General features: G+C 61.3%; 25 protein-coding genes and 1 pseudogene. 11 read left to right on the top strand and 15 right to left on the bottom strand.

What is annotated here, in order from left to right; translation table 11 throughout:
• From RTX98_RS13285 to lgt, 5 genes are all read right to left on the bottom strand, one after another.
• The coding region (locus tag RTX98_RS13285) for a hypothetical protein (protein WP_312797140.1) at positions 1-411 on the bottom strand (411 nt) is incomplete at its 3' end.
• Between the two features lie 101 nt (positions 412-512).
• Complete coding sequence (locus tag RTX98_RS13280; protein ID WP_312797139.1) at positions 513-1,667, bottom strand: Xaa-Pro peptidase family protein; 1,155 nt, start codon at positions 1,665-1,667, stop codon at positions 513-515.
• On the bottom strand, positions 1,667-2,464 hold the full coding sequence (gene pgeF / locus RTX98_RS13275; RefSeq protein WP_416223125.1) for a peptidoglycan editing factor PgeF: 798 nt from the start codon (positions 2,462-2,464) through the stop codon (positions 1,667-1,669). The genes RTX98_RS13280 and pgeF overlap by 1 nt, the downstream gene beginning before the upstream one ends.
• A gap of 105 nt (positions 2,465-2,569) precedes the next feature.
• Positions 2,570-3,652, bottom strand: a complete 1,083-nt coding sequence (locus RTX98_RS13270; protein WP_312797138.1) for a class I SAM-dependent methyltransferase — start codon at positions 3,650-3,652, stop codon at positions 2,570-2,572.
• Positions 3,649-4,485, bottom strand: a complete 837-nt coding sequence (gene lgt, locus RTX98_RS13265) for a prolipoprotein diacylglyceryl transferase (RefSeq protein WP_312797137.1) — start codon at positions 4,483-4,485, stop codon at positions 3,649-3,651. Before lgt ends, RTX98_RS13270 begins: the two co-directional genes overlap by 4 nt.
• 133 nt (positions 4,486-4,618) lie before the next feature.
• Here lgt and RTX98_RS13260 point away from each other — a divergent pair, with 133 nt between their 5' ends.
• The 3 genes from RTX98_RS13260 (at position 4,619) to RTX98_RS13250 (ending at position 6,188) form a co-directional block, all read left to right on the top strand.
• A complete protein-coding gene (locus RTX98_RS13260; RefSeq protein ID WP_312797136.1) occupies positions 4,619-4,942 on the top strand; it encodes an accessory factor UbiK family protein in 324 nt (107 codons plus the stop codon).
• 386 nt (positions 4,943-5,328) lie between these two features.
• A complete protein-coding gene (locus RTX98_RS13255) occupies positions 5,329-5,829 on the top strand; it encodes a YbjN domain-containing protein (RefSeq protein WP_312797135.1) in 501 nt (166 codons plus the stop codon).
• Entirely contained in the window at positions 5,829-6,188 is a 360-nt protein-coding gene (locus RTX98_RS13250; protein WP_312797134.1) for a tRNA-binding protein, read from the top strand. The genes RTX98_RS13255 and RTX98_RS13250 overlap by 1 nt, the downstream gene beginning before the upstream one ends.
• A gap of 9 nt (positions 6,189-6,197) precedes the next feature.
• On the opposite strand, the gene RTX98_RS13245 is transcribed toward RTX98_RS13250, so the two are convergent.
• From RTX98_RS13245 to RTX98_RS13230, 4 genes and pseudogenes are all read right to left on the bottom strand, one after another.
• Positions 6,198-6,572, bottom strand: a complete 375-nt coding sequence (locus RTX98_RS13245; protein ID WP_189502832.1) for a hypothetical protein — start codon at positions 6,570-6,572, stop codon at positions 6,198-6,200.
• Between the two features lie 43 nt (positions 6,573-6,615).
• Positions 6,616-7,907: pseudogene (locus tag RTX98_RS13240) on the bottom strand (ATP-binding protein).
• A gap of 200 nt (positions 7,908-8,107) precedes the next feature.
• A complete protein-coding gene (locus tag RTX98_RS13235; RefSeq protein ID WP_189502830.1) occupies positions 8,108-8,812 on the bottom strand; it encodes a response regulator in 705 nt (234 codons plus the stop codon).
• Positions 8,809-9,348 (bottom strand): MarR family transcriptional regulator, encoded by a 540-nt coding sequence (locus tag RTX98_RS13230; RefSeq protein ID WP_312797131.1) that lies wholly within the window; start codon positions 9,346-9,348, stop codon positions 8,809-8,811. Before RTX98_RS13230 ends, RTX98_RS13235 begins: the two co-directional genes overlap by 4 nt.
• A gap of 233 nt (positions 9,349-9,581) precedes the next feature.
• Between RTX98_RS13230 and RTX98_RS13225 the strand changes: the two genes are divergently transcribed.
• Entirely contained in the window at positions 9,582-10,472 is an 891-nt protein-coding gene (locus RTX98_RS13225; protein WP_312797129.1) for a branched-chain amino acid aminotransferase, read from the top strand.
• Between the two features lie 76 nt (positions 10,473-10,548).
• Here RTX98_RS13225 and RTX98_RS13220 read toward each other — a convergent pair whose 3' ends face one another.
• Positions 10,549-11,238: a metal-binding protein ZinT gene (locus tag RTX98_RS13220; protein ID WP_312797127.1), complete on the bottom strand. Its 690-nt coding sequence runs from the start codon at positions 11,236-11,238 to the stop codon at positions 10,549-10,551.
• A gap of 169 nt (positions 11,239-11,407) precedes the next feature.
• Here RTX98_RS13220 and RTX98_RS13215 point away from each other — a divergent pair, with 169 nt between their 5' ends.
• The gene (locus tag RTX98_RS13215) at positions 11,408-12,058 is read left to right on the top strand and encodes an MBL fold metallo-hydrolase (RefSeq protein ID WP_312797126.1); all 651 of its coding nucleotides are present in this window, start codon (positions 11,408-11,410) and stop codon (positions 12,056-12,058) included.
• Between the two features lie 71 nt (positions 12,059-12,129).
• Here the strand turns inward: RTX98_RS13215 and RTX98_RS13210 are convergent, their stop codons facing one another.
• The 3 genes from RTX98_RS13210 to RTX98_RS13200 all read right to left on the bottom strand — a co-directional run bounded on the left by RTX98_RS13210 (position 12,130) and on the right by RTX98_RS13200 (position 13,374).
• Positions 12,130-12,576: a BA14K family protein gene (locus tag RTX98_RS13210; protein ID WP_312797124.1), complete on the bottom strand. Its 447-nt coding sequence runs from the start codon at positions 12,574-12,576 to the stop codon at positions 12,130-12,132.
• A 124-nt stretch (positions 12,577-12,700) separates the two neighbouring features.
• Positions 12,701-12,913 (bottom strand): cold-shock protein, encoded by a 213-nt coding sequence (locus RTX98_RS13205; RefSeq protein WP_189503290.1) that lies wholly within the window; start codon positions 12,911-12,913, stop codon positions 12,701-12,703.
• A 248-nt stretch (positions 12,914-13,161) separates the two neighbouring features.
• Entirely contained in the window at positions 13,162-13,374 is a 213-nt protein-coding gene (locus tag RTX98_RS13200; protein ID WP_189502824.1) for a cold-shock protein, read from the bottom strand.
• Between the two features lie 518 nt (positions 13,375-13,892).
• Here RTX98_RS13200 and clpS point away from each other — a divergent pair.
• Positions 13,893-14,198, top strand: coding sequence for an ATP-dependent Clp protease adapter ClpS (clpS, locus tag RTX98_RS13195; RefSeq protein WP_189502823.1), 306 nt, complete (start codon positions 13,893-13,895; stop codon positions 14,196-14,198).
• 6 nt (positions 14,199-14,204) lie between these two features.
• Here clpS and RTX98_RS13190 read toward each other — a convergent pair whose 3' ends face one another.
• Positions 14,205-14,723 (bottom strand): DUF922 domain-containing Zn-dependent protease, encoded by a 519-nt coding sequence (locus RTX98_RS13190; protein ID WP_312797121.1) that lies wholly within the window; start codon positions 14,721-14,723, stop codon positions 14,205-14,207.
• An 86-nt stretch (positions 14,724-14,809) separates the two neighbouring features.
• Positions 14,810-17,980, bottom strand: coding sequence for an excinuclease ABC subunit UvrB (uvrB, locus tag RTX98_RS13185; protein ID WP_416223124.1), 3,171 nt, complete (start codon positions 17,978-17,980; stop codon positions 14,810-14,812).
• A gap of 160 nt (positions 17,981-18,140) precedes the next feature.
• Here uvrB and RTX98_RS13180 point away from each other — a divergent pair, with 160 nt between their 5' ends.
• The 5 genes from RTX98_RS13180 to RTX98_RS13160 form a co-directional block, all read left to right on the top strand.
• Complete coding sequence (locus RTX98_RS13180; protein WP_312797119.1) at positions 18,141-18,740, top strand: flavodoxin family protein; 600 nt, start codon at positions 18,141-18,143, stop codon at positions 18,738-18,740.
• A gap of 79 nt (positions 18,741-18,819) precedes the next feature.
• A complete protein-coding gene (locus RTX98_RS13175) occupies positions 18,820-20,040 on the top strand; it encodes an NAD-dependent epimerase/dehydratase family protein (RefSeq protein ID WP_312797118.1) in 1,221 nt (406 codons plus the stop codon).
• A 149-nt stretch (positions 20,041-20,189) separates the two neighbouring features.
• On the top strand, positions 20,190-20,384 hold the full coding sequence (locus RTX98_RS13170; protein ID WP_312797117.1) for a DUF2283 domain-containing protein: 195 nt from the start codon (positions 20,190-20,192) through the stop codon (positions 20,382-20,384).
• A gap of 15 nt (positions 20,385-20,399) precedes the next feature.
• Positions 20,400-21,224 (top strand): glycosyltransferase, encoded by an 825-nt coding sequence (locus tag RTX98_RS13165; protein WP_312797115.1) that lies wholly within the window; start codon positions 20,400-20,402, stop codon positions 21,222-21,224.
• A partial coding sequence (locus RTX98_RS13160; protein ID WP_312797113.1) for an NAD(P)-dependent oxidoreductase occupies positions 21,221-21,769 on the top strand: 549 nt, incomplete at its 3' end. The genes RTX98_RS13165 and RTX98_RS13160, both read left to right, overlap by 4 nt.

The raw sequence follows: 21,769 nt of genomic DNA, 5'->3' as shown, positions 1-21,769 counted from the left end.
GGGTGCCAAGGGTTCGTGTGCAGCTGAGCGCGGCGGCTCGAGCCTTGCTGCCTGGGCTTCCAGCGTGCGCGCTCCGCCACGATGGCGCTCGTCGTAGGATTGATCGCCGTCATCGGCGTAAGCGACGTCGCGCCCGTTATCATCGCTGCGGAAGGAACCGCCGCCGCCGCCAACATGGGCCGGCGGCACGCGCACGCGTGATACGGAGCCGTCATCGCGGGGATACGCCTGCTCGCGTAGCGGCGCTGCATCGGCACGGTCATAATCGGAGCCGCCGCCTTGCTCGTTCATGCTGAGCACTGAACCGCTCGACCCAACATCCAGCGGCGGGATCGGATGATCCGACATGCTGCAGCCGGCCATCGTCGTGAGGGCCAGAACCAGTGCGGCTATGTTTCGGCTGTTGACCATGGGTCCCCTTCCGTTGCGAAGAGGATAGGGGCGGAGTCCTTACCTAAACACTTCCTGATGGAAGAGCGTCGGGTTCGGTGCGCAAGATGGTTAAGCCGCTCTTAGCTCCTGATGATGAGGTCGAGCCCGTGGCGCGACAGCGAGCGGGGTGCCGAGTCGGTCGTGAGGTAGGTGCGCCCCAGCGTCATGGCCGTGTTGGTGTCGGAATCCATGATGATCATATGCGCGAACAGCGTCATATCCGGCACGATCGGCTCTGGATTGGCCTGATAGAACATCGGCATGTCCATCCATGACGGGCTGAAGCGCGCACCGACCGAGTAACCGCATGCGTTCAAACGATGGCGGGTCAGCTCATGCGCTTCCATGACCTTGGAATGGGCGTCGAACACATCGCCAAACGTGTTGCCGGGGATCATCGCTTCTTCCACGGCCAGCAGCGCGTCTTCCGCCGCTTCAAACAGCTCCTGATGACGCGCGGTCGCTTCGCCGACCAGAACCGTGCGCATCATCGGCGCATGATAGTGGTGGAAAACGCCGGCCCATTCCAGCGTCAGCTGGTCCTGCGCCGACAGCGTGCGGCGCCCGGCCTTGTAGCGGCACAAAAGCGCGTCGGCACCCGAGCCGATGATGAATTCGTTGGCTGGGTAATCGCCGCCGCCGGTGAAGATCGCGCCCTGCATGGCGGCCAAAATCGCACCTTCATCGGCACCGGCCTTGATCAGCGGCAGGGCGGCATCGAGCGCATCGTCGCTTAGCTCGGCGGCGCGTTCGGCCTTCTTGATCTCGGCCAGGCTTTTCACCTGCCGCAGGCGCGGGATGATCGCGGAAGCGTCGAGGATCTTGCCGAAGGTCTGCAGCTGCTCGTCCAAACGGCGGCCGTTGAAGCCGGTCAGGCCGTGCGTGTCATATTCCACGCCGATCTGCGCGCCGAGCAAATCGAGATCGTTGAGGAGGTTGCGCAGGTCGAGCGTCGGGTCGGACCCCGCCCGATCGGTCCAGAGCGTGATGTTGTCGATGGTGGAGGTATGGCGCGCCTGCCGCAGATCGGCCGAGCGCGTCAGAAGCACCATCGAGCCATCGGCCTTCAACACCAGGCACTGGAAGAAGCAGTAGCCGAACGTGTCGAAGCCCGTCAGCCAATACATGCTTTCCTGCGCAAAGATCAGCAGCGCATCGATCTTGGCGGTCGCCATTTCGGCCAAGAGCCGGTCGCGCCGCGCATCATATTCGCTCTTTTCGAAATGAAGGGCCATCAACGTTGCTCCAGCATGATTGCGGATATCTGGCGGCCATAATCAGGCTCGCCGCGATGTGTTGTGCGCCGGTAGGAGAAGAACAGCTCTTCCTCGGCATAGGTGCAGCGGTATAGCGCCTCGGCCCGCACGCCGGCGCGGCGCAAACGATCGACCGTGTAGGTGTTCAGATCAAACAGCGCATGGCCGGGATTGGGCGAAGCGCCAAAATAACGTACGTTTTCCGGGTCGGCATCGACAAAGCGCGCCACAAACTCCGGCCCAACCTCGTAATTGGCCGCGCTGATCGACGGCCCAAGCACGGCAGTGATCCGCTCGCGGCTTGCGCCCAGCGATTCCATTTTGACGATCGTGTCTTCCAGCACGCCGGTCAGCGCGCCCTTCCAGCCGGCATGGGCGGCACCAATTACGCCGGCCTGCGCGTCGGCGTAAAGGATCGGCCCGCAATCGGCGGTGGCGATGGCGATCAACACGCCGGGCGTCGCGGTTACCACGGCGTCGGCCTTCGGGCGGGTACCTTCGAACGGACCTTCGACGATGATCGCTTCGGGTGAATGGATCTGGTGCGGACTGACCAGCTTGTCCTCCTCGCGGTCGAACCAGGCGGCAAGGCGGCGGCGGTTTTCGCGTACGGCATCCTGATCGTCGTCCGAGCCAAGGCCGATATTAAGCCCCTCGTAGATCCCTTTCGACACGCCGCCGACACGCGTGAAGAAGCCGTGGCGGATCGCAGAGCCTGTGGCTGCGTCGAGCAAGGCAGACCGGATCTGCTCCGGCCGGGTTTCAACTGGCATCATGAGGGTCGCTTGGATGATTGGAATGCGTGGCCGGCTTATCCGGGGTGAAGCAGGGCTGCTGGAATCGTGCGGCAGAGGAAGCCCTAAGTCAACGGGGCTGTGCCCCTAGCGCCCGAAGCCTGCCGGCGCAAGTCCGCGCGGGGTGATGGCCAGCACCTTGAACAGCGTGCCCATCTGGTCGGGCCCGGCCAACCGCTCCACTGCATCACGGATCGCTTGCTGCCCCGCTTCATCCAGTGATGCGCCAAGTTGGCCGGCGCGTTGAAGAAGTCCGAGCGCCAGGAGGAAGTCGCCCTGCGTAGTCAGATGTGCCTTCAGTCCGGCCGTTTCAGCAACGCCGGCCAGTGCGGCAAAATCCACATGCGCGGTAAGATCTGCTTCCCCCGGTTCCGCCAGAACATCGGCGAAGGCATGCTTGCGCAGCGCCTGCAGCGTGTCGCCGATCGCCGGCGCGAGGTAGCCATAGTCAAGAAACAGACCAGCGCCGCCATGGGCCGCCAGATGGGCGGCGATGGCGGCCATGATGGCGCTGCGGGCCGGTGCAAGTTCTACGATTGATGCGTCCGGTGCCTGCATCGCATCACTCGGCAACAGTGCCGCATCCGGCATGCCCGGTCCGGCAACGAAGGTCAGATCGTCATGCGCGTCCAGCGCAACCAGCCGCTCGCGCCACGCGCTTTCAACTTTCACATATTGCCGGATCGGCACGGCGTCGAACAGTTCGTTGCCGATCAAGATCAAAGGCCGCTTCGGTAGTTCTGCAACGTCGTCATGCCAACGGAGCGGCAGGTCGAAGGCCGAAAGCGTCTCATGCTGCATTGCGCGCAAACGGGGGCTAGTCTCAACCAGTGCGATTGTCGCGTTATCGAGAAAAGCTGGCTGAAGGCGGCGCAGCGTGCGCAGCATGTCCTTCATCAGCGTGCCGCGTCCCGGCCCAATTTCGGCCAGCGTCACGGCTGAAGGCGCGCCCAACGCCTGCCACGTCGCCAGCACCCAGGCGCCGATCAACTCGCCGAACATCTGACTGATTTCGGGCGCGGTCGTGAAGTCGCCGGCCTGCCCGAACGGTTCGCGCGTCGTGTAATAACCGTGTTCCGGATCGAACAAACAAAGCGCCATGTAGTCGGATACTGAAATCGGCCCGTTCGTGGCAATCAGCGCCCGCAGACGCTCCGTCAGGGCGCTCATTTCAGGCGCGAAACCCGGCTTGCCCAGATCATTGCGATTACGCCAATCAGCACCATCGGCAAGGACAGGATCATGCCGCGCGTGATCCAGTCGGTGCCGAGCTGGTAGCCGAGCTGCGCATCGGGCACGCGGTAAAATTCCACAATGATGCGGCTGATGCCGTAGCCGGTGATAAAGGCGCCGCCGATGAAGCCGGGCGACTTCAGCTTTCGGAAAACATGGATCAGCACCCACAGCACGAGGAACAGCACGAGCCCTTCCAGTGCTGCTTCATAGAGCTGGCTGGGATGGCGCGGTTCAGGGCCGGCAGCCGGAAAGATCACCGCCCAAGGCACGTCGGTCGGCTTGCCCCAGAGTTCCTGGTTGATGAAGTTGGCGATGCGCACGATGCCGATGCCGATGGGCGCTACGGCCGCCATCGTGTCGATCAGCCCGAACAGCGGAATGTTTCGCTTGCGCGTAAAGACGATGATCGCCAGCACGACGCCGAGCAGACCGCCATGAAACGACATGCCGCCGTGCCACACCGCCACGATCTGCGAGGGGTCGGCGAGATAGATGGGCAGGTCGTAGAACAGGATGTAGCCGAGCCGTCCGCCCAGCACGATGCCCAGGGCTGCCCACATCAGGAAGTCGTCGAGATCCTCGCCTTTCAAGGGCGGCGTGTTGTTGCGCCAAAGGCTTGGCTGGCTCACAAGACGCTTGGAAACCCACCATCCCAGCAGGATGCTGACGACATAGCCAATCCCGTACCAATGGATGGGCACAGGCCCAAGATTGATCGCCACAGGATCGATGTTGGGGAAGGCAAGTGCCGAAAGGCTAATGGGCATCACAAGGAGTTTCCGCAGATTCGCGGGCGACCATGCAGAGGCCCCGGCATGCGGTCAAGCGCAGCACCCCCGCATTAGTCTTGCAATCGGTCGGAGCGGGTCCTACTTCGAAACCAACACTGGAGATCCTGTTATGACCACCACCGGACCGAACCGCATCTTCGACGATTTCGCCAAGCTGATGACCGATGCTGCGGGCGCTGCACAGGGTGTGCGCCGCGAGGTGGAAACGGCCGTTCGCGCCCAAGCAGAACGCATGCTGAACTCCATGGACATCGTGAAGCGAGAGGAATTCGAGGCCATGCGCGACATGGCGATCAAGGCGCGCGCCGAGAACGAAGCCCTGTCGGCGCGACTCGATGCGCTGGAAGCGAAGTTCGCTTCGTCGACGTCCGCGTCTGACACCGCGTCCGACTCTGGTCCGGTGACGCTCGGAACCGAGCCTAACGTCGGCTGATCCAGCTTTTCCTCGCTGGGGTTGTCCACAACCCCTCGGCTTGAGAAAGTGCTTTCGGCAGAATCCCTTAAGAGGTCGCAGCGATGCGGCCTCTTTTTTGTTTCCACACCTGTCTTGGGGCTCAATCAAAAAGAGGCTGGTGGCGCGACTCCCGATCAATACACTGAATCTGCTGCATGATTCGGAACGGGGTCAGCAGCAGGGAAGGTTAGACGGCAGCATGGAAGCGCTCGGAAAGGTGCATCCAGCCTCGCTCAAGTGACCGGTCGGATAGTGGCAGTGTTGCAGCCTCTCTCGACCCATCCAGCGTACCGTTTCGCGTGTTGCGTAAGCCGATTATGCGGCGGGGTGTTTTAGCGCCCCCAGCCCGAGAAACAGGACGTCTAATGAATCTGCAAACAGCGGACCTCGCACGCGACTCCCATCCGGTCGACGTCATCGAGCAGGTCGCGCACACCAATGATTGGGCCTTCGAGCGCACGGGCGATGACGAGATTGCGATCTCCGTTGCCGGCAGCTGGACCGATTACCATGTCTCCTTTTCCTGGATGGAGGATTTCGAAGCCCTTCACCTTGCCTGCGCCTTCGATCTGAAGGTGCCGGAAGCGCGTACCTTCGAGGTTCTGCGCCTGCTATCGCTCATCAACGAACAGCTGCTGTTCGGCCATTTCGACCTGTGGGAACAGGAAGGCGCGATCATGTTCCGCCAGTCGCTGCTTCTGTGCGGCGGCGCCGAGCCCAACATCCAGCAGGTTGAAGTTCTGCTCACCAGCGCGCTCGAAGCCTGCGAATGCTACTACCAGGCCTTCAGCTTCGTTGTGTGGTCGAACAGTTCTGCCAAGGATGCGCTGGCCGGCGTCCTTTTCGATACTGCAGGCAACGCCTGATGTCGGCAGGGAAGGAGCGTTTGCCGGAGATCACCTTCGGCGACTTCGAAAAGGTCGACATCCGCGTCGGCACGATCGTGTCGGCCGAGCCCTATCCGGAAGCGCGCAAGCCTGCGATCAAGATCACGATCGACTTCGGTGACCCGATCGGGACAAAGAAGTCCTCGGCGCAGATCACCAAATACTACGAGCCCGAAACGCTGATCGGCCGCCAGGTGCTGGCCGTCGTCAACTTCCCCCCGCGCCAGATCGGCAAGTTCATGTCGGAAGTCCTCACGCTCGGCATGCCGGACGAGGAAGGCGAGGTCGTTCTCACCACCGTCGAGCGCACGGTGCCAAACGGCGGCAAGCTGTTCTAGCAGCCAACGTCACACCGGCGCTGCAACCGCCCCTGCCGTCGAGCCCGTCACCAGCAGTTGGATGAAGTCGATCACGATGGCCGACAAGACACCGGCCGTGGTCGTGCCGATGCCCAGGAGGAACAAGCGGCTGGCGCGATCATAAACGCGCCTGCGCAGGGAATCGTGACGCAGCAGGGTCATCATCGACATGAACTGAAGCACGATGCCGACGCCCAGAAGCAGCAGCGTCGGCAGATCTTCCAGCTCCCAGGGAATGGGATTGTGCGCCCACTGCGTCACGAAAGTCAGTGAGAAAGACAGAAGAATGCCGCTGACGGTCAGCGTGCCGTTGCGAAACAGCATCTCGACCAGCGGTTCGTTTTCATCACTCTTCAACGGCATGCAGCTCCCCCTCGCTACCCCTGATTAAACAAGTGCTCGTCCGTCAGGCCGGCACCCGGATCGTCGCGCGTAAACCGCCCATCGGACTGTCGCCGAGAGTAACATCGCCGCCATGCGACCGTGCAATGTCGCGCGCGATCGACAGGCCGAGGCCGGTTCCCGACTTGTCGAGATTGCGCGCTTCGTCCAGCCGGAAAAAGGGCTTGAACACGTCGACCCGACGATCCTCCGGCACGCCCGGCCCATCATCATCGACGGTGACGATCAGCGTCCCCTTCGTGTGAACGGCCTGCACCTCGACCTTGTTGGCATAGCGGAAGGCATTGCCGATCAGGTTCGACAGGAGCCGCTGAAAATCGTTCGGCCTCACCTTCACCAGCGGACTGCCTGACAGCTTGGTATTCAGCGCGCGATCGCGCAAACGCGCTTCTTCGCCAAGCTTGTCGAAATAAGCCTGGAGGTCGAGCACACCGGAACTCTCCGCGCCTTCGCCGCGCGCAAACGCCATATAGCCTTCGATCATCGACTGCATGTCGTCGATGTCCTCGTCCATGGCTTCCTTTTCCTCGACAGGCGGCATCAGTGCCAGCTGCAGCCGGAAGCGGGTCAGGATGGTGCGCAGATCGTGGCTCACACCGCTCAGCATCATCGTGCGCTGTTCGATCTGCCGCTCGATGCGCTCGCGCATCTGGATGAACGCCATGCCTGCGCGCCGCACTTCCTCGGCCGCGGGCGGTATTCAAGGTTCGGACGACCCTTGCCGAAGCTTTCCGCCGCTTCCGCTAGCGCCAGGATCGGCCGCATCTGGTTGCGCAGGAACAGAACCGCAATCGTGATCAGCACAAGGGACGTGCCCACCATCCAGAGCAGGAAGATGTGGGTGTTCGAGGCATAGGCCTGGTTGCGGCGCGCAAACACGCGCAGCACGCCATCACCCAACTGAACGCGGATTTCCACGATGTTGGAGTTCCCGACCGTGTCGATCCAGAACGGCCGGTTGATCTGCTTGGTGATTTCGCTCGACAGCGCTTCATCGAGGATCGAGAAGAACGGTTTCGGTCCCGGCGCGGGCAGGGGATCAGGCGGCAGAATGTCGACACGCAGCCCGAGCCGCTCCTGCGCGATCCGCACGATCTGGCTGTAATCACCGTTGGGGGCAAGCGTGTCGGTCATGTCGATGATGGCCGCGATGTCGCGCACCACAGCTTCCGACAGGCGCACGGTCACCGTCTGCCAGTGCCGCTCCATGAACACGAAGGCGACCACCGATTGCAGCAGGATCATCGGCGCAATCACGATGATCAGCGAGCGCGCATAGATGCGCTTTGGCATCATATGCGAAACCTGCCGCCAGAACCGGTTCCAGCGGATGGCAAGCGGATGCTCTGCCGGCAGTAAGCGCAGCTTGCGCAGCCGCAGCTTAGGGATTTTCAACCTGTCCTTGTTCAAAGGGAAGATGAAGGCCATCGCCGATCGTTTCGGTTTCTCAGGCCGTGTTCTAGCGCATCAGGAACGCCCGCACAAAGCCGCGCGCTTTATTCCACGCTCAGCCGGTAGCCGATGCCGCGCACGGTTTGCAGCCAGACTGGGTTGGACGGATCGCGCTCGATCTTGCGGCGCAGGCGGTTGATCTGGACGTCGATGGTGCGCTCGCCGACCTCCGTGTCGTTGCCGACGAGTTCGTGGCGTGGGATGGTTTCGCCGGCACGCTGCGCAAACATGACAAGAATGTCCTGTTCGCGATCGGTCAGTTTCAGCGGCTCGCCGGCGCGCTTCAGCTCACGACGTGCGATCTGGAACGTGTAGGGGCCGAACACGATCTGCTCAACCTTGGGCGTCGTGGGCTGCGCACCGCGGCGCAGGATGTTGCTGATGCGCAGAAGCAGTTCGCGCGGATCGAACGGCTTCGGCAGATAATCGTCGGCGCCGGCTTCCAGGCCTTCGATGCGGTTGTCGGTTTCCGACAAGGCCGTCAGCATCAGGATCGGCACCTGCTTTTCTTCGCGCAGCGCACGGGTGAGTTCGACGCCGGTTTCGCCGGGCATCATCACGTCGAGGATGATGAGGTCGAAGTCGAGCCCGGCAAGCAGCCTGCGCGCGTCGGCCGCACTGGCGGCCATGGTGACGCGAAAGGCGTTCTGGCCAAGGAACTTTTTCAACAGCGTGCGGATGCGCGTGTCGTCGTCCACCACCAGAATGTGCGGCGCGTCGTCATCAGGGATAGGGGCGGGTTCGGTCATGATTGTTCCTCAGCCGACTCAGGCTCGTGGTGCCCGAGATTATCCACCTGCTGCCTGAATTCGCGATTCACCATTTCCTTCAGGAAGTGTTCGACGGTTGAACGGTCTTCCGGCTTGAGGTCGGCCAATGCCCGGCTGATACGGCGGGACTGTGGCGCAGCCAGCGCCAGCGCCAGTGCACGACCCTTCGCCGTCAGATGCAACTCGCGCTGCCTGCGGTCGCGCGGACCCTGCACCTGCATGACATGGCCGGTGTCGATCAGCTGCTTCAGTACCCGCGCCAGGCTCTGCTTGGTGATCTGCAGTACGTCCAGAAGCTCGGCCACGGTCAATCCCGGCCGGCGGTTGATGAAGTGCAGGATGCGGTGATGCGCCCGCCCGAAACCCAGCTCGTCCAGCATGTGGTCGGGGTCCGAGGTGAAGTCGCGATACGCGAAGAAGAACAGTTCGATGAGATCGAAATCGATCTCGGGCGCCTCGGAATTCGGTGCAGTCTCCTCTGCGGGATCGATCCTGCGGGCGCTTGTATCGGGCATTGTCTAAAACGTGCTCCTGAAGTTTATGTCAGCCTTGTTGACATAATCCCGAACCATGGTAATTTTCTGCCAGCAAATCGACGATACGCGAACGAAAAACAGCGTCAGGACGTTTTTCCCGCAACATCATTGATTGCCTCATCGTTGCCCACCTTTAAACAGACTGGACGCGATAAGATCTCGCTACAAACGGGATTTCGTCAACTATAACAAGCGCTCCTAGGGAGATTACCATGGCATCGGTCCCATTCGATCAGTTGGACGGCTTTATCTGGATGAACGGCGAGTTCGTGAAGTGGGCGGATGCCAAGGTTCACGTGCTCACCCATGGCCTTCATTATGCAAGCTCGGTGTTTGAAGGCGAACGCGCTTATGGCGGCGAGATCTTCAAGCTCGCAGAGCACACCAAGCGCTTGCATGATTCCGCCGAGATCCTCGGCTTCACCATTCCGTATTCGCATGAGGTGATCAACGACGCCTGCCGCGAACTGCTGCGCAAGCAGGGCTTCACCGACGCTTATGTGCGTCCGGTGGCATGGCGCGGATCCGAGTCGATGGGCGTTTCCGCTCAGAACAACCGCATCAATTGCGCGATCGCGATCTGGCAGTGGCCGTCTTATTTCAACCCCGAGCAGAAGCTGAAGGGCATCCGCCTGGACATGGCTGAGTATCGCCGTCCGGATCCGCGCACAGCACCGTCGCGCGCCAAGGCCGCCGGCCTTTACATGATCTGCACGCTGTCGAAACATGCCGCGGAAGCCAAGGGCTATGCCGATGCGCTGATGCTTGATTGGCGCGGCCAGGTTGCCGAAGCCACCGGCGCCAACGTGTTCTTCGTGAAGGACGGCCAGTTGCATACGCCGGACGCCGATTGCTTCCTGAACGGCATCACGCGCCAGACGGTGATCGAACTCGCCAAGCGTCGCGGCATCACGGTGAACGAACGCGCTATTCAGCCGGAAGAACTGTCGAGCTTCAGCGAATGCTTCCTCACCGGGACGGCCGCAGAAGTGACGCCAGTGTCGGAGATCGGCGAGTTCCGCTTCACGCCGGGTAAGATCAGCGAGCAGCTGATGAACGACTACACGGCAGAAGTGACGCCGAAGCAGATCGCCGCCGAATAAGCGGCAGGCTGCGTCATCATCATTGCGGCCTCCGGCAGATGTCGGAGGCCGCAATGCGTTCGGGCAGGGCGCTTTTTTAGTGCGCCAGCATTTCCTCGACGATCTCATCCTTGTTCAGCGCGAAGGGATAATAGGTCGGGAAGTTCGTGATCTCCTTCAGCAGCGCTGCGCGATCATCCCCGAAATAGAGATGGAAATGCCCTGCCTTTTGCGGCGCGATCGTGTGGTCACTGAATTGGAAATAATCCGGCGCCGCATCATCGCCTGATATCTTCTTGAAGATGAAGCGAACGCCGCGATTGCCCTTGGGGTAGGTCAGGATCTCCAACCCGTCGCTGGCATAGGTCGCCTTGGACGGCTGGCGCTGCTTGTAGAAGGTCACCTGATCGCCTTCGATGCTGATCCAGTCGACATCGGTCTTGTATCCGACCTCGTACTCTTCCTTGTATTCCGCAGCGGTCTTGTCACCTTTTTCGGCCTTCTTGGCCATGACCGGGTCCAACGTGCCATCGGTCAGGTAGGGATAAACCGACTGCCAGTGGCCTTCCCAGTCGGACAGCAAGCGCGGCTTAACCTGATCGTCCTCAAAGATGCCGGCATAGATCTTCTTTTCCTCTTCGGTTTGCGGATGATGATGGCCGTGCGCGTGTTCCTGGCTTTGGGCGGTTTCCGGCGCCGCTTTATCGGCTGCGAAGACCGCGCCGGTGAACAGCAGCGTCGAAGACAGAGCGAGCGCGGCAGCGCGCTGGATAAGGGTGTTGTGCATGAAGAAACCTCGCGGTTGAACAGAAATGCGGATCGTTACGGTGTAACATAACGTTATATCGTTACAATCTGATGTCGCGAAGTGCAAGAGGTCTTGTGCATTGCGAGGGCTGCGCTTGTTCGCTCGCCGGAACCAGCCTATGCCGGACTAGACATCAGGGAGGTCACGCATGGGCCAACTCAACGCAGCGATCGTGCCGGTTACGGCTTTCCAGCAGAACTGCACCATCCTGTTCGATGCCGAAACGAAGGTCGGCGTAGTCGTCGATCCGGGCGGCGACGTGCCACGTATCCAGGCGGCGCTCAAGCAATATGGCATCCAGGTCGAAGCGCTGTGGCTCACCCACGGCCATATCGACCATGCCGGCGGCGCGATGGAGTTGAAGGAGCTGCTTGGCGTGCCTTTGATCGGCCCGCATGAGGCAGATCGGCCTTTGCTCGAAAATATCGAGATGCAGGCGCAGCGTTTTGGTGTGGCGGAGAGCGTGCGCAACTGTACGCCGGACCGCTTCCTCACCGAAGGCGAGACGGTGTCATTCGGCGACTACGTGTTCGAGGTGCTGCATTGCCCGGGTCATGCGCCCGGCCATGTCGTCTATTACAATCGCGCCGCCGCCTTCGCCCATGTCGGCGATGTGTTGTTCAACGGCTCGATCGGGCGCACCGATCTGCCGGGCGGCGATCATGCCGCCCTGATCCACTCCATCAAGACCAAGCTGCTGCCGCTTGGTGACGAAGTCGGCTTCATCTGCGGCCATGGTCCGGGCGGACATTTTGGCGAAGAGCGCCGCACCAACCCGTTCCTGACGGGCGCCGCCTAACGAACCGAGCACCCACAAACAAAAACGCCGCGGTGTGAACCGCGGCGTTTTCATTGAATGAAACTGCGAAATCAGTTGGCTTCGCAGAAGCGGCTCACACCGTCATAGCCGACAAAGGTGCCGGTCGACGGATTGAAGCTGCGATAACGGTCCGAGCAGTAACGGTACCAGTCACGCGACCACGGCTCGATGCCGTATCCGCCGCCGCTATAAACGACTTGCGGACGGGACTGAACGTAGCGCGGCTGCGCATAAACGCGGCGCGGGGGCGGGGCCGGGTAGTAGCCATCATCGACGATGATCCGCTCGCGCGGCTGTGCCAACGCACCGCCAACCAGGGCACCGACAGCCAGACCGGCGATGCCGGCTACGGCCGCGTCGCTGCCGCGGTGGGAATGGTGATGACGATAGCCGTCACGATAGCGCCAGCGGTCATCCGCTTGCGCGCTCGAAAAGGCCGTCAGAGTGGTTGCGGCAACGGCGGCCGACAAAACTAAGGACTTCAGGAAGCGCTTCATTTCAGATCTCCTGCGCCGGTCTCCAAGAACATTACCAGCTTGAAACAACGCTCTAGCGCGCGCTATCTGAACGCGCGCTGAATAGGCAGGTTCCCGCCCATTAGATGGTGCTGAAGCGCTGCGTTCAGCCGATCTGGAGATTGACCGCCTTGGGACCTTTGCCGCGCTTGTCCGGCTCTGTGTCGAAGCGCACCTTCTGGCCATCCTGCAGGCCGGGCAGACCGGAAGACTGAACGGCGGAAATGTGCACAAACACATCCTTGCCGCCATCATCCGGCGTGATGAAGCCGAAGCCCTTGTCTTCGTTGAAGAATTTTACAGTTCCGCTTTGTGCCATCTGCTCTTCCCTCGTTCCGTGGATCAGCCGGAACGCATGCGCCCGGTCAGCGCCGGCGCGAGCAGGATCATCCGTCACAAGGCTCAAGGCGGCACCGCGCCTTAGTGTTGGCCGATTTCAGCCGCCTCGGCAAGAAAAAGCTTCCGCTTACGTCATGATAAGGGGGCGATGATCAAGCGCGGGGAAACGACCCCCGCACTCATTTTCATGTGCGCGATCAGCGATCGCCCCATCGGCTGAAGCCGAGGTCACGCGGGGCGGAGGTTAACCGCCTTTGGGCCCTTGCCCATGCGATCGGGCTCGACTTCGAAGCTGATCTTTTGTCCGTCGGTCAGCGTGTGCATGCCTGAACGTTCAACGGCTGAAATGTGCACGAACACATCCTTGGCGCCATCGTCGGGTGTAATGAAGCCGAAGCCCTTCGTTGCGTTGAAGAACTTCACAGTACCAGTCTGCGCCATGAAGGGATAACTCCTTGTCCCAAGCTTTGTCGTAACCGGCCTTGGTTGCGCCTCGGCCGGCCTTCCTCCCCACATTGCTGCGGGTTTCAAATAGTCAGTGCCGGGTGGACGACGGTTTCATGCGTCCCTGAACGGCAAATGCCTAAACGTGCACATTTATCGCATGGAAGAAAAAGCCCGGCAAGAGGTGCAACCTAAAGTCTAAAGCCGATGCCGCTTATAAGTACTTGAGACCGCTTAACCTTTGATCGAAATCAAGGGCGATTGCTTGAACGGGAGCCGAATGAACTGGGTAATTTGCGCTTTGTAGTTGCTTGATCCGCAACGCTCCGCTCGGAGCCGCAGTCAAGACGACTGATGCTTCTGCCTGTTGGCGCCAAGGCGTGGAGCCACTATAATAAGGGCACGTTGCGACTTGGCTTGCAACGTTCATCATCAAGGAAAGACGTCGGTTCGCAGTGGCACTTGTTTGCCGGCGCCGTCGTGTTTTCGTTTAAGATCGAGAAGGCTGATCGGCCATGAGCGAGATCGATACTCCGCCCGTCACCAAGGTGCGGCCAAAAACCGAGCGGCCGAAGCTGCACAAGGTCATTCTGATCAATGACGACTTCACGCCACGAGAGTTCGTGACCGCGGTCCTCAAGGCGGAATTCCGCGTCAACGCCGACACGGCCAACCAGATCATGATGACCGCTCATCGTAAGGGCGTGTGCGTGGTCGCCGTGTTCACCAAGGACGTGGCTGAAACCAAGGCAACGCGCGCCACCGATGCCGGGCGGAATGCCGGCTATCCGCTCCTGTTCACCACCGAACCCGAGGAATGAGCGGGTTCAGCGACCGCCATTCACCAGGTTGAGGATCAGCTGATGGACATTGCCGCCATCGCTCATCTCCACCCGGTCGAACTCACTGGCCTCGTGCCGCTGATCGCTTGAGGCCGCCGCCAACAAAGGCTGGATCGCCTCGCGGATCATCCGACACTCCGGATCGTCCGCCTGGAAGAAACCCACCGTTTCCTTGTAGATCCGATCCGCCATGGTCCTGATCTGCCGCCCATGCATCTTTTCATGAGCGAGAATGCCGGCGCTAAAGGTCTTCCAAAGCTTAGCTGTGCCTGCTGGAAGCGCGTCCTTCGCTTTCGGTACGGTGTAGGTAATAGTCAGAAACGGAACCGCCGACACCAGCCGGCAACCATTACCCTCACGCTGATAATTGCGCCGCCATTTCAAATCGAAGTTGGTGTGAGCGATTGTCCCAACCACGCCCATACCACCAATCCGTGGGCCGTTCGCGCCGATGGATTCATAGAGTTCATGGCCGGTAGAACCCGAAACCGCATAGGTCTTCACCCGCTCCGTCGCCTTGACTTGCGCTAGTGCGGGGAAGGAGAGGGCAGTGAGGATCGCGGCTGCAAGGCCAAGCGGCAGACTTACCTTCACCGCCCCGGACGTCCCGTCTTGGACTTGCGGCGCTTCTGCTTGGCGACATCGGTCGGGTCTTCATAGGAACCGACGCCAATCTTGGCGCGGATCAGGGGGCGAACATCGTCGGCGCTGCCCGGCACCGGCTTTTCCGGCTTGGTGCCTTCCACCGGCTTCTCGGTGCGCCTCACCGTCATCTCGTCCAGCGAGTTCTTGCGGAACAGCGAACGCGACACGGCGCCGGCCGGGGTCGCTGTGTCTGTTCCAGGACCCATATTGTCGAGGTCGGGTTTGGCAAACAGCGACTTGCCGGTTTCCTCGTCCACGGTGCGATGCAGCGCCCGGCCCTTGTTGTGCTTGCCCTTTTCGCGGCCCGAAGCCGGGCTTTCATATTCCACCGTACGCGCGAGCGGATCGTCCGAGATGGCAAGTTCGGCTTCGCGCAGGCGCTTGATCTCGTCGCGGATGCGCGCGGCCTTTTCGAAGTCGAGATCGGCCGCGGCGTTGCGCATTTCCTTCTCGAGATGATCGAGATGCGCCTTGAGATTGTTGCCGACGAGGTTGTTGGAGCCGCCCTTTTCCTTCGCGCCAGGGATTTCTGCGCGCACATGATCACGCTCGTAAACCGAGTCCAGAATATCGGCGATGTTGGACTTCACGCTTTCCGGCGTGATGCCGTGCTCGGCATTATAGGCCAGCTGCTTTTCGCGGCGGCGGTTGGTTTCCTCCATCGCCCGCGTCATCGAGCCGGTGATCTGGTCGGCATAGAGGATGACCTTGCCGTCCACGTTGCGCGCCGCACGGCCGATGGTCTGGATCAGCGACGTTTCGGAGCGCAGGAAGCCTTCCTTGTCGGCATCGAGGATCGCGACGAAGCCGCATTCGGGAATATCGAGACCTTCGCGCAGCAGGTTGATGCCGACCAGCACGTCAAAGGCCCCGAGCCGAAGGTCGCGCAAAATCTCGATGCGCTCCAGCGTGTCGATGTCGGAATGCATGTAGCGCACGCGGATACCCTGCTCATGCAGATACTCCGTCAGGTCCTCCGCCATGCGCTTGGTCAGCACGGTGCAGAGCGTGCGATAGCCGGCAGCCGTTGTTTCGCGGATTTCGCCCAGGACATCGTCGACCTGCGCCTTGGCGGGGCGAACCTCGACCGGCGGATCGATCAGACCGGTGGGACGGATCACTTGCTCGGCGAACACGCCGCCGGACTCTTCCATCTCCCAGCCGCCAGGCGTTGCCGAAACCGCAACCGAAAGTGGCCGCATCGCGTCCCATTCCTCGAAGCGCAGCGGACGGTTGTCCATGCACGAGGGCAGGCGGAAGCCGTATTCGGCCAGCGTCGCTTTGCGCCTGAAGTCGCCGCGATACATGCCGCCGATCTGCGGCACGGTCACATGGCTCTCGTCGATGAACACCAGCGCATTATCCGGGATGTATTCGAACAAGGTCGGCGGCGGATCGCCCGGCTGGCGGCCGGTGAGATAGCGCGAATAGTTCTCGATGCCGGCGCAGGAACCGGTCGCTTCCAGCATTTCCAGATCGAACCGCGTGCGCTGTTCCAGCCGCTGCGCTTCCAGCAAACGGCCGGCACGCTCCAGCTCGACAAGGCGGCCCTGCAGCTCTTCCTTGATCGACTTGATCGCCTGGTTCAGCGTCGGGCGCGGCGTCACATAGTGCGAGTTGGCGTAGATCTTGACCGACTTCAGCTCACCGGTCTTCTTGCCGGTGAGCGGGTCGAATTCCATGATGCTTTCGATCTCGTCGCCGAACAAGGAGATGCGCCAAGCGCGGTCTTCCAAGTGGGCCGGAAAGATCTCGATCGTATCGCCGCGCACGCGGAATGAGCCGCGCACGAAGTTGATGTCCTGCCGCTTGTATTGCTGCGCCACGAGGTCGGCGAGCAATTGCCGCTGGTCCAGGCGATCGCCGATCGTCATCTGAAACGTCATGGCCGTATAGGTTTCGACGGAGCCGATACCGTAGATGCAGGACACCGACGCGACGATCACCACATCGTCGCGCTCCAGCAGCGAGCGCGTCGCGGAATGGCGCATGCGGTCGATCTGTTCGTTGATCGACGACTCCTTCTCGATGAAGGTGTCGGTGCGCGGCACATAGGCTTCGGGCTGGTAGTAGTCGTAGTAGGAAACGAAATACTCGACGGCGTTCTCCGGGAAGAACTTCTTGAACTCGCCGTAGAGCTGCGCCGCCAGCGTCTTGTTGGGCGCGAGGATCAGCGCGGGGCGCTGCGTTTCGGCGATCACCTTGGCCATGGTGAAGGTCTTGCCAGAGCCGGTGACGCCGAGCAGCACCTGCGTGCGGTCGTTCTGCTGCACGCCTTCCACGAGATCCTTGATCGCCGTCGGCTGGTCGCCCGACGGCTTGAACTCGGTCTGCATCTTCAGCGTGATGCCGCCTTCGGATTTTTCCGGCCGATGGGGGCGGTGCGGCGTCCACAGCACACCGTTCTTATGCAGGGGATTGCCACTCTCGATCAGCGCCGACAGGGCCGCCACCGTGGCGGTCACGCCGGATGAATTCAGCGACGACGCGTCTTCGAGGCTGATATCCATGCCGGCAACGGGATTGAGCCCCGCCGCCGCACGCTCCTTCGGCGTCGCCGCGCCACCCATGGAGGTGCCACGCGCCGACTTAGTCGCTGCCGACGAGCGCTCGGGGACTTTCTTGGCCGCCTTACTTCCACCCTTGACGGGAGAGGCGGCGCGCGACGCAGGGAAGGAGTTTGTGGAGACGTCGTTACCCCCACCCTCTATCCCTCCCCTCAAGGGGGAGGGTGACGTCACTGCCGCGCTTCCCTGTGTGACGTCTACATCAAGCGTCTCGCTCTCCGATTTCCCCTCCCCCTTGAGGGGAGGGGTACGGGGTGGGGGTGCAGCAGAAGCCTCACGCTCCGCGTTCTCCGCCTCCTTCTCGATCTGAGCAGCCCAGTCGCTGATCGATCCGCTCAACGGCGTGCCCGTCAGCTCCATCTGCGGTGCTTCGCCGAAACCGTCGCGCGCGGCATCGTCGGCGGCATCGACCGGCCCTTCGGCGGCATCGATCGTGTCGTCCGGCGCTCGCCCGCGATGCAGCGGTTCGGACGCATCAAGAAAGTCGGTCAGCGGATTGCCGCGCTTCTTCGGACCCGAAGGCGCTTTGAGAGACGGTGAATTGGCCATGCCGACAATATGGTGAGAGTCCCCTTGAAGGGGAAGAGGGTCCGGCGTCCACCTGTGCGGCAGCGTGGTCCTGCTGACAGAAAGGCGTCGGCACTGTCGGCAAGAAACAAACTCGCCTTGCAGCCGTTGGGGAGGCACCTGCAACCCAAGGAGCGTCTTCATGGCCAGCCTGAAAGCCTTCGCCCTCAACTGTTCGCTCAAGGCCTCGTCAAACGAGGAAAGCTCTTCCACCGAGAAGCTCGTCTCGGACCTCTTCAAGGCCTTCGAGAAGGTCGGCGTGTCCTGTGAGGTCGAACGCGCGCTCGACCACGACATTAAGCCGGGTGTGGAAAGCGACATGGGTGAAGGCGATCAATGGCCGCCTCTGCGCCAGAAGATCCTCGACGCAGACATCTTCGTTCTGGCAATGCCGATCTGGCTCGGCCAACCCTCTTCGGTCGCCAAACGCGTGATGGAACGCATGGACGCCTTTCTGGAAGAAACCGACGACCGGGGCCGGATGCCGGCAGCCGGCAAAGTAGCCGTGGTTGCCGTCGTCGGCAATGAAGACGGCGCGCACCATGTTCATGCCGATGTCGGCTTCACCATCCCCGCCAATGCCGGCGCTTACTGGGTCGGCGAAGCCATGGGCTCCAAGGAATACAAGGAGTTCAAGTCACCGCCGGAAAAGGTGCAGCAGACCATCGACATGCTGGTGTCGAATGCTGCGCATCTCGCCAAGATCCTGAAAAATGCGGGTTATCCCGGCGTGGATTCGTAGAAACGCATGCTAGAACGTGATCCTGTCACAAAAACCGGCTAAGGGATCGCTGGTTTAAAAAGACACAAGGATCGAATCGATGAAGATTGCCGTTCTGGGTGGTGATGGTTTCGTCGGCTGGCCCACTTCGCTGCACCTTTCGGAGCAGGGCCATGAGATCCACATCCTCGACAATCTGTCGCGCCGCTGGATCGACACGGAGCTCGGCGTCCAGTCGCTGACGCCGATGGATTCGATCCAGGAACGCACACGCATCTGGCATCAGGAAACCGGTCGCCGCATCCATTTCCACCTCATCGATCTCGCGCGCGATTATGAAGTGCTGAAAAGCTGGCTGGCCGAAAACAGGCCGGACGCGATCGTGCATTTCGCCGAGCAGCGCGCCGCGCCCTATTCCATGAAGTCGGACCGGCACAAGAACTACACGGTCAACAACAACGTCAACGCCACGCATAACCTGCTAAACGCCATGGTAGAGATCGGGCTCGACGCCCATCTCGTTCATCTCGGCACGATGGGCGTTTACGGCTATTCCACCGTTGGTGCCGCGATTCCCGAAGGCTATCTGCCGGTCGGCATCGAGACCATGTCGGGCGAAACGGTCAGCCAGGAGATCCTGTACCCCTCCAATCCCGGCTCGATCTACCACATGACCAAGTGCCTGGATCAGCAGCTGTTCCAGTTCTACGCCAAGAATGACGGCGTGCGGATCACCGACCTGCATCAGGGCATCGTCTGGGGCACGCATACGGAGCAAACGCGCCGGCACGATCAGCTGGTCAACCGCTTCGATTATGATGGCGATTACGGCACGGTGCTGAACCGCTTCCTGATCCAGGCGGCGATCGGCTATCCGCTGACCGTTCATGGCGTCGGCGGGCAGACCCGCGCGTTCATCCACATCCAGGATTCCGTGCGCTGCATCGAACTGGCGCTCAACAATGCGCCGAAGCGCGGCGACCGGGTCAAGATCTTCAACCAGATGACCGAAACGCACCGCGTGCGCGATCTCGCCGAACTGGTTGCCCGCATCGCCGGCGGCACGGTTGCCTATCTGCCGAACCCGCGCAAGGAAGCGGCCGAGAACGACCTGGTGGTCAAGAACGACCAGTTCCGGGCGCTGGGCCTCAATCCGATCACGCTGGAAGCCGGCCTCCTGTCGGAAGTCATGGATGTCGCCAAGAAGTATGCCTACCGCGTCGACCGCAGCCGCATCCCGGCGGTGTCGGCCTGGACAAAGGACATCGCGCCGACGCTGGAACATGACCCGGAAGGCAAGCGCCTGAAAAGCGTGAGTTGAGCGTTTTACCCTCCCCCTTGTGGGGAGGGTGGTGAACGCAGTGAGCCGGGTGGGGGTATGATGGCGAACGCAACGCTCACACCCGATCCACTTCGCGGATCGACCTTCCCCACAAGGGGGAGGGTAAGAACGCCATCGATGCCGCCAGAATGACGCCAGCCTTACGCTACGACGCAGTTGCGAACGCAGCCTATATCCGCCTTTCGGATGGGCAGATCCTGGAAAGTGAAGAGGTCTCCCCGAGGATCGTCCTGGATTATGATGCGCAGGGGCATATCGTCGGGATCGAGTTTCTCGATGCTAGGGCGCAGCTCTCGCAGGAGTTGCTTGCTGCTGCTGCCTAAGCGTAGAGCTTTCGCATGACCCGCTATGCCTTCGTCACCCTCGTCACCAACACCGACTACGCGCTCGGCGCGAGGGTCCTGCTGCGCTCCCTGAAGCGCACCGGCACCGCAGCCGATCTTGTCGTCCTCCATACCGGCGGCGTTTCAAGCGCTGATCTGGAGACGCTTGAGCGCGAAGGCGCCAAGCTGGTTCAAGCCGAGCTGCTGCCGACTTCAGACGCCTTCAACGAGCGCCATGCTCGCGCTAAACTGCACGGCGACGCGCCCTTTACCAAGGGCCGCAAGCCCGGCTTCCACACGCCGCTCGATAATTTCGCCAAGCTGCGGCTGTGGCAGCTCACGCAATACGAGACCGTCGTTTTCCTCGATGCCGATACGCTCGTGCTGCGGTCCATCGACCGGTTGTTCAACTATCCGGAATTTTCTGCAGCACCCAACGTGTATGAAGGCCTCAGCGACTTCCACCGCCTGAATTCCGGCGTGTTTGTCGCGAAACCCTCCAGCATGACCTTTGATGCCATGTTGTCCCGACTGGATGAACCCGACACCTTCTGGCGCCGTACGGACCAGACTTTCCTGGAAACCTATTTCCCGGGCTGGCAGGGTCTGCCGGTGTTTGACAACATGCTGCAATATGTCTGGTTCAACATGCCGGATCTGTGGAACTGGAAGGCGATTTCCGTGTTGCACTTTCAGTACGAGAAACCCTGGGAGATCGACCATCCCAAGGCGGACCGGCTGAAACCGCTTATCGACCTTTGGCAAGCGTTCCGCATGGGCGCGGCCATTCCGGACATCGATATGCTTCCAAATCCGAGCTCGAATTCGACCGCGCAATGACATTCCCGATCTCGGTTGTTTCCGGCGGAACCGGCTTTGTCGGCCGCTTCATCGTCAACGGTTTGATCGAGGCGGGGCATCATGTGCGCGTCATCGGCCGCCATGCGCCGCATCGCGGCGACTTCGTCGGGCCGGTCGCCTTCATGACCGCCAGCCTCGGCGACGAGATCGACTGGTCGCCGGCCTTCAACGGCGCCAGCAATTTCATCCATGCCGCCTTCGATCATCTGCCCGGCCACTTCCGCGGCGGCGAGGGCGATGATCCAGAAGGCTTCAAGGTCCGCAATATCAACGGCACCGAAGCCCTCTTCAAGGCAGCCAAGGCAGCCAAGGTCGCGCGCACCATCTTCCTGTCAACCCGCGCCGTTTACGGCACCCAGCCGCCCGGCAAGGTGCTGGACGAAGACACCCGTCCCCATGCCGACACGCTTTACGGCGAAGTAAAGCTTGCCGGCGAGCGCCGCTTGCAGGCACTGGCGGACGAGGTGTTCACCACCACCTCGCTGCGCGTCACCGGCGTTTATGGCCCCGCCGTGGCTGGTCGC

Origin of the sequence: Tianweitania sp. (assembly GCF_032053605.1) — a bacterium.
Lineage (GTDB): Bacteria > Pseudomonadota > Alphaproteobacteria > Rhizobiales > Rhizobiaceae > Tianweitania.
Note: the sequence above shows the minus strand (reverse complement) of the source record. Positions and strands in the feature narration are given on the sequence as shown.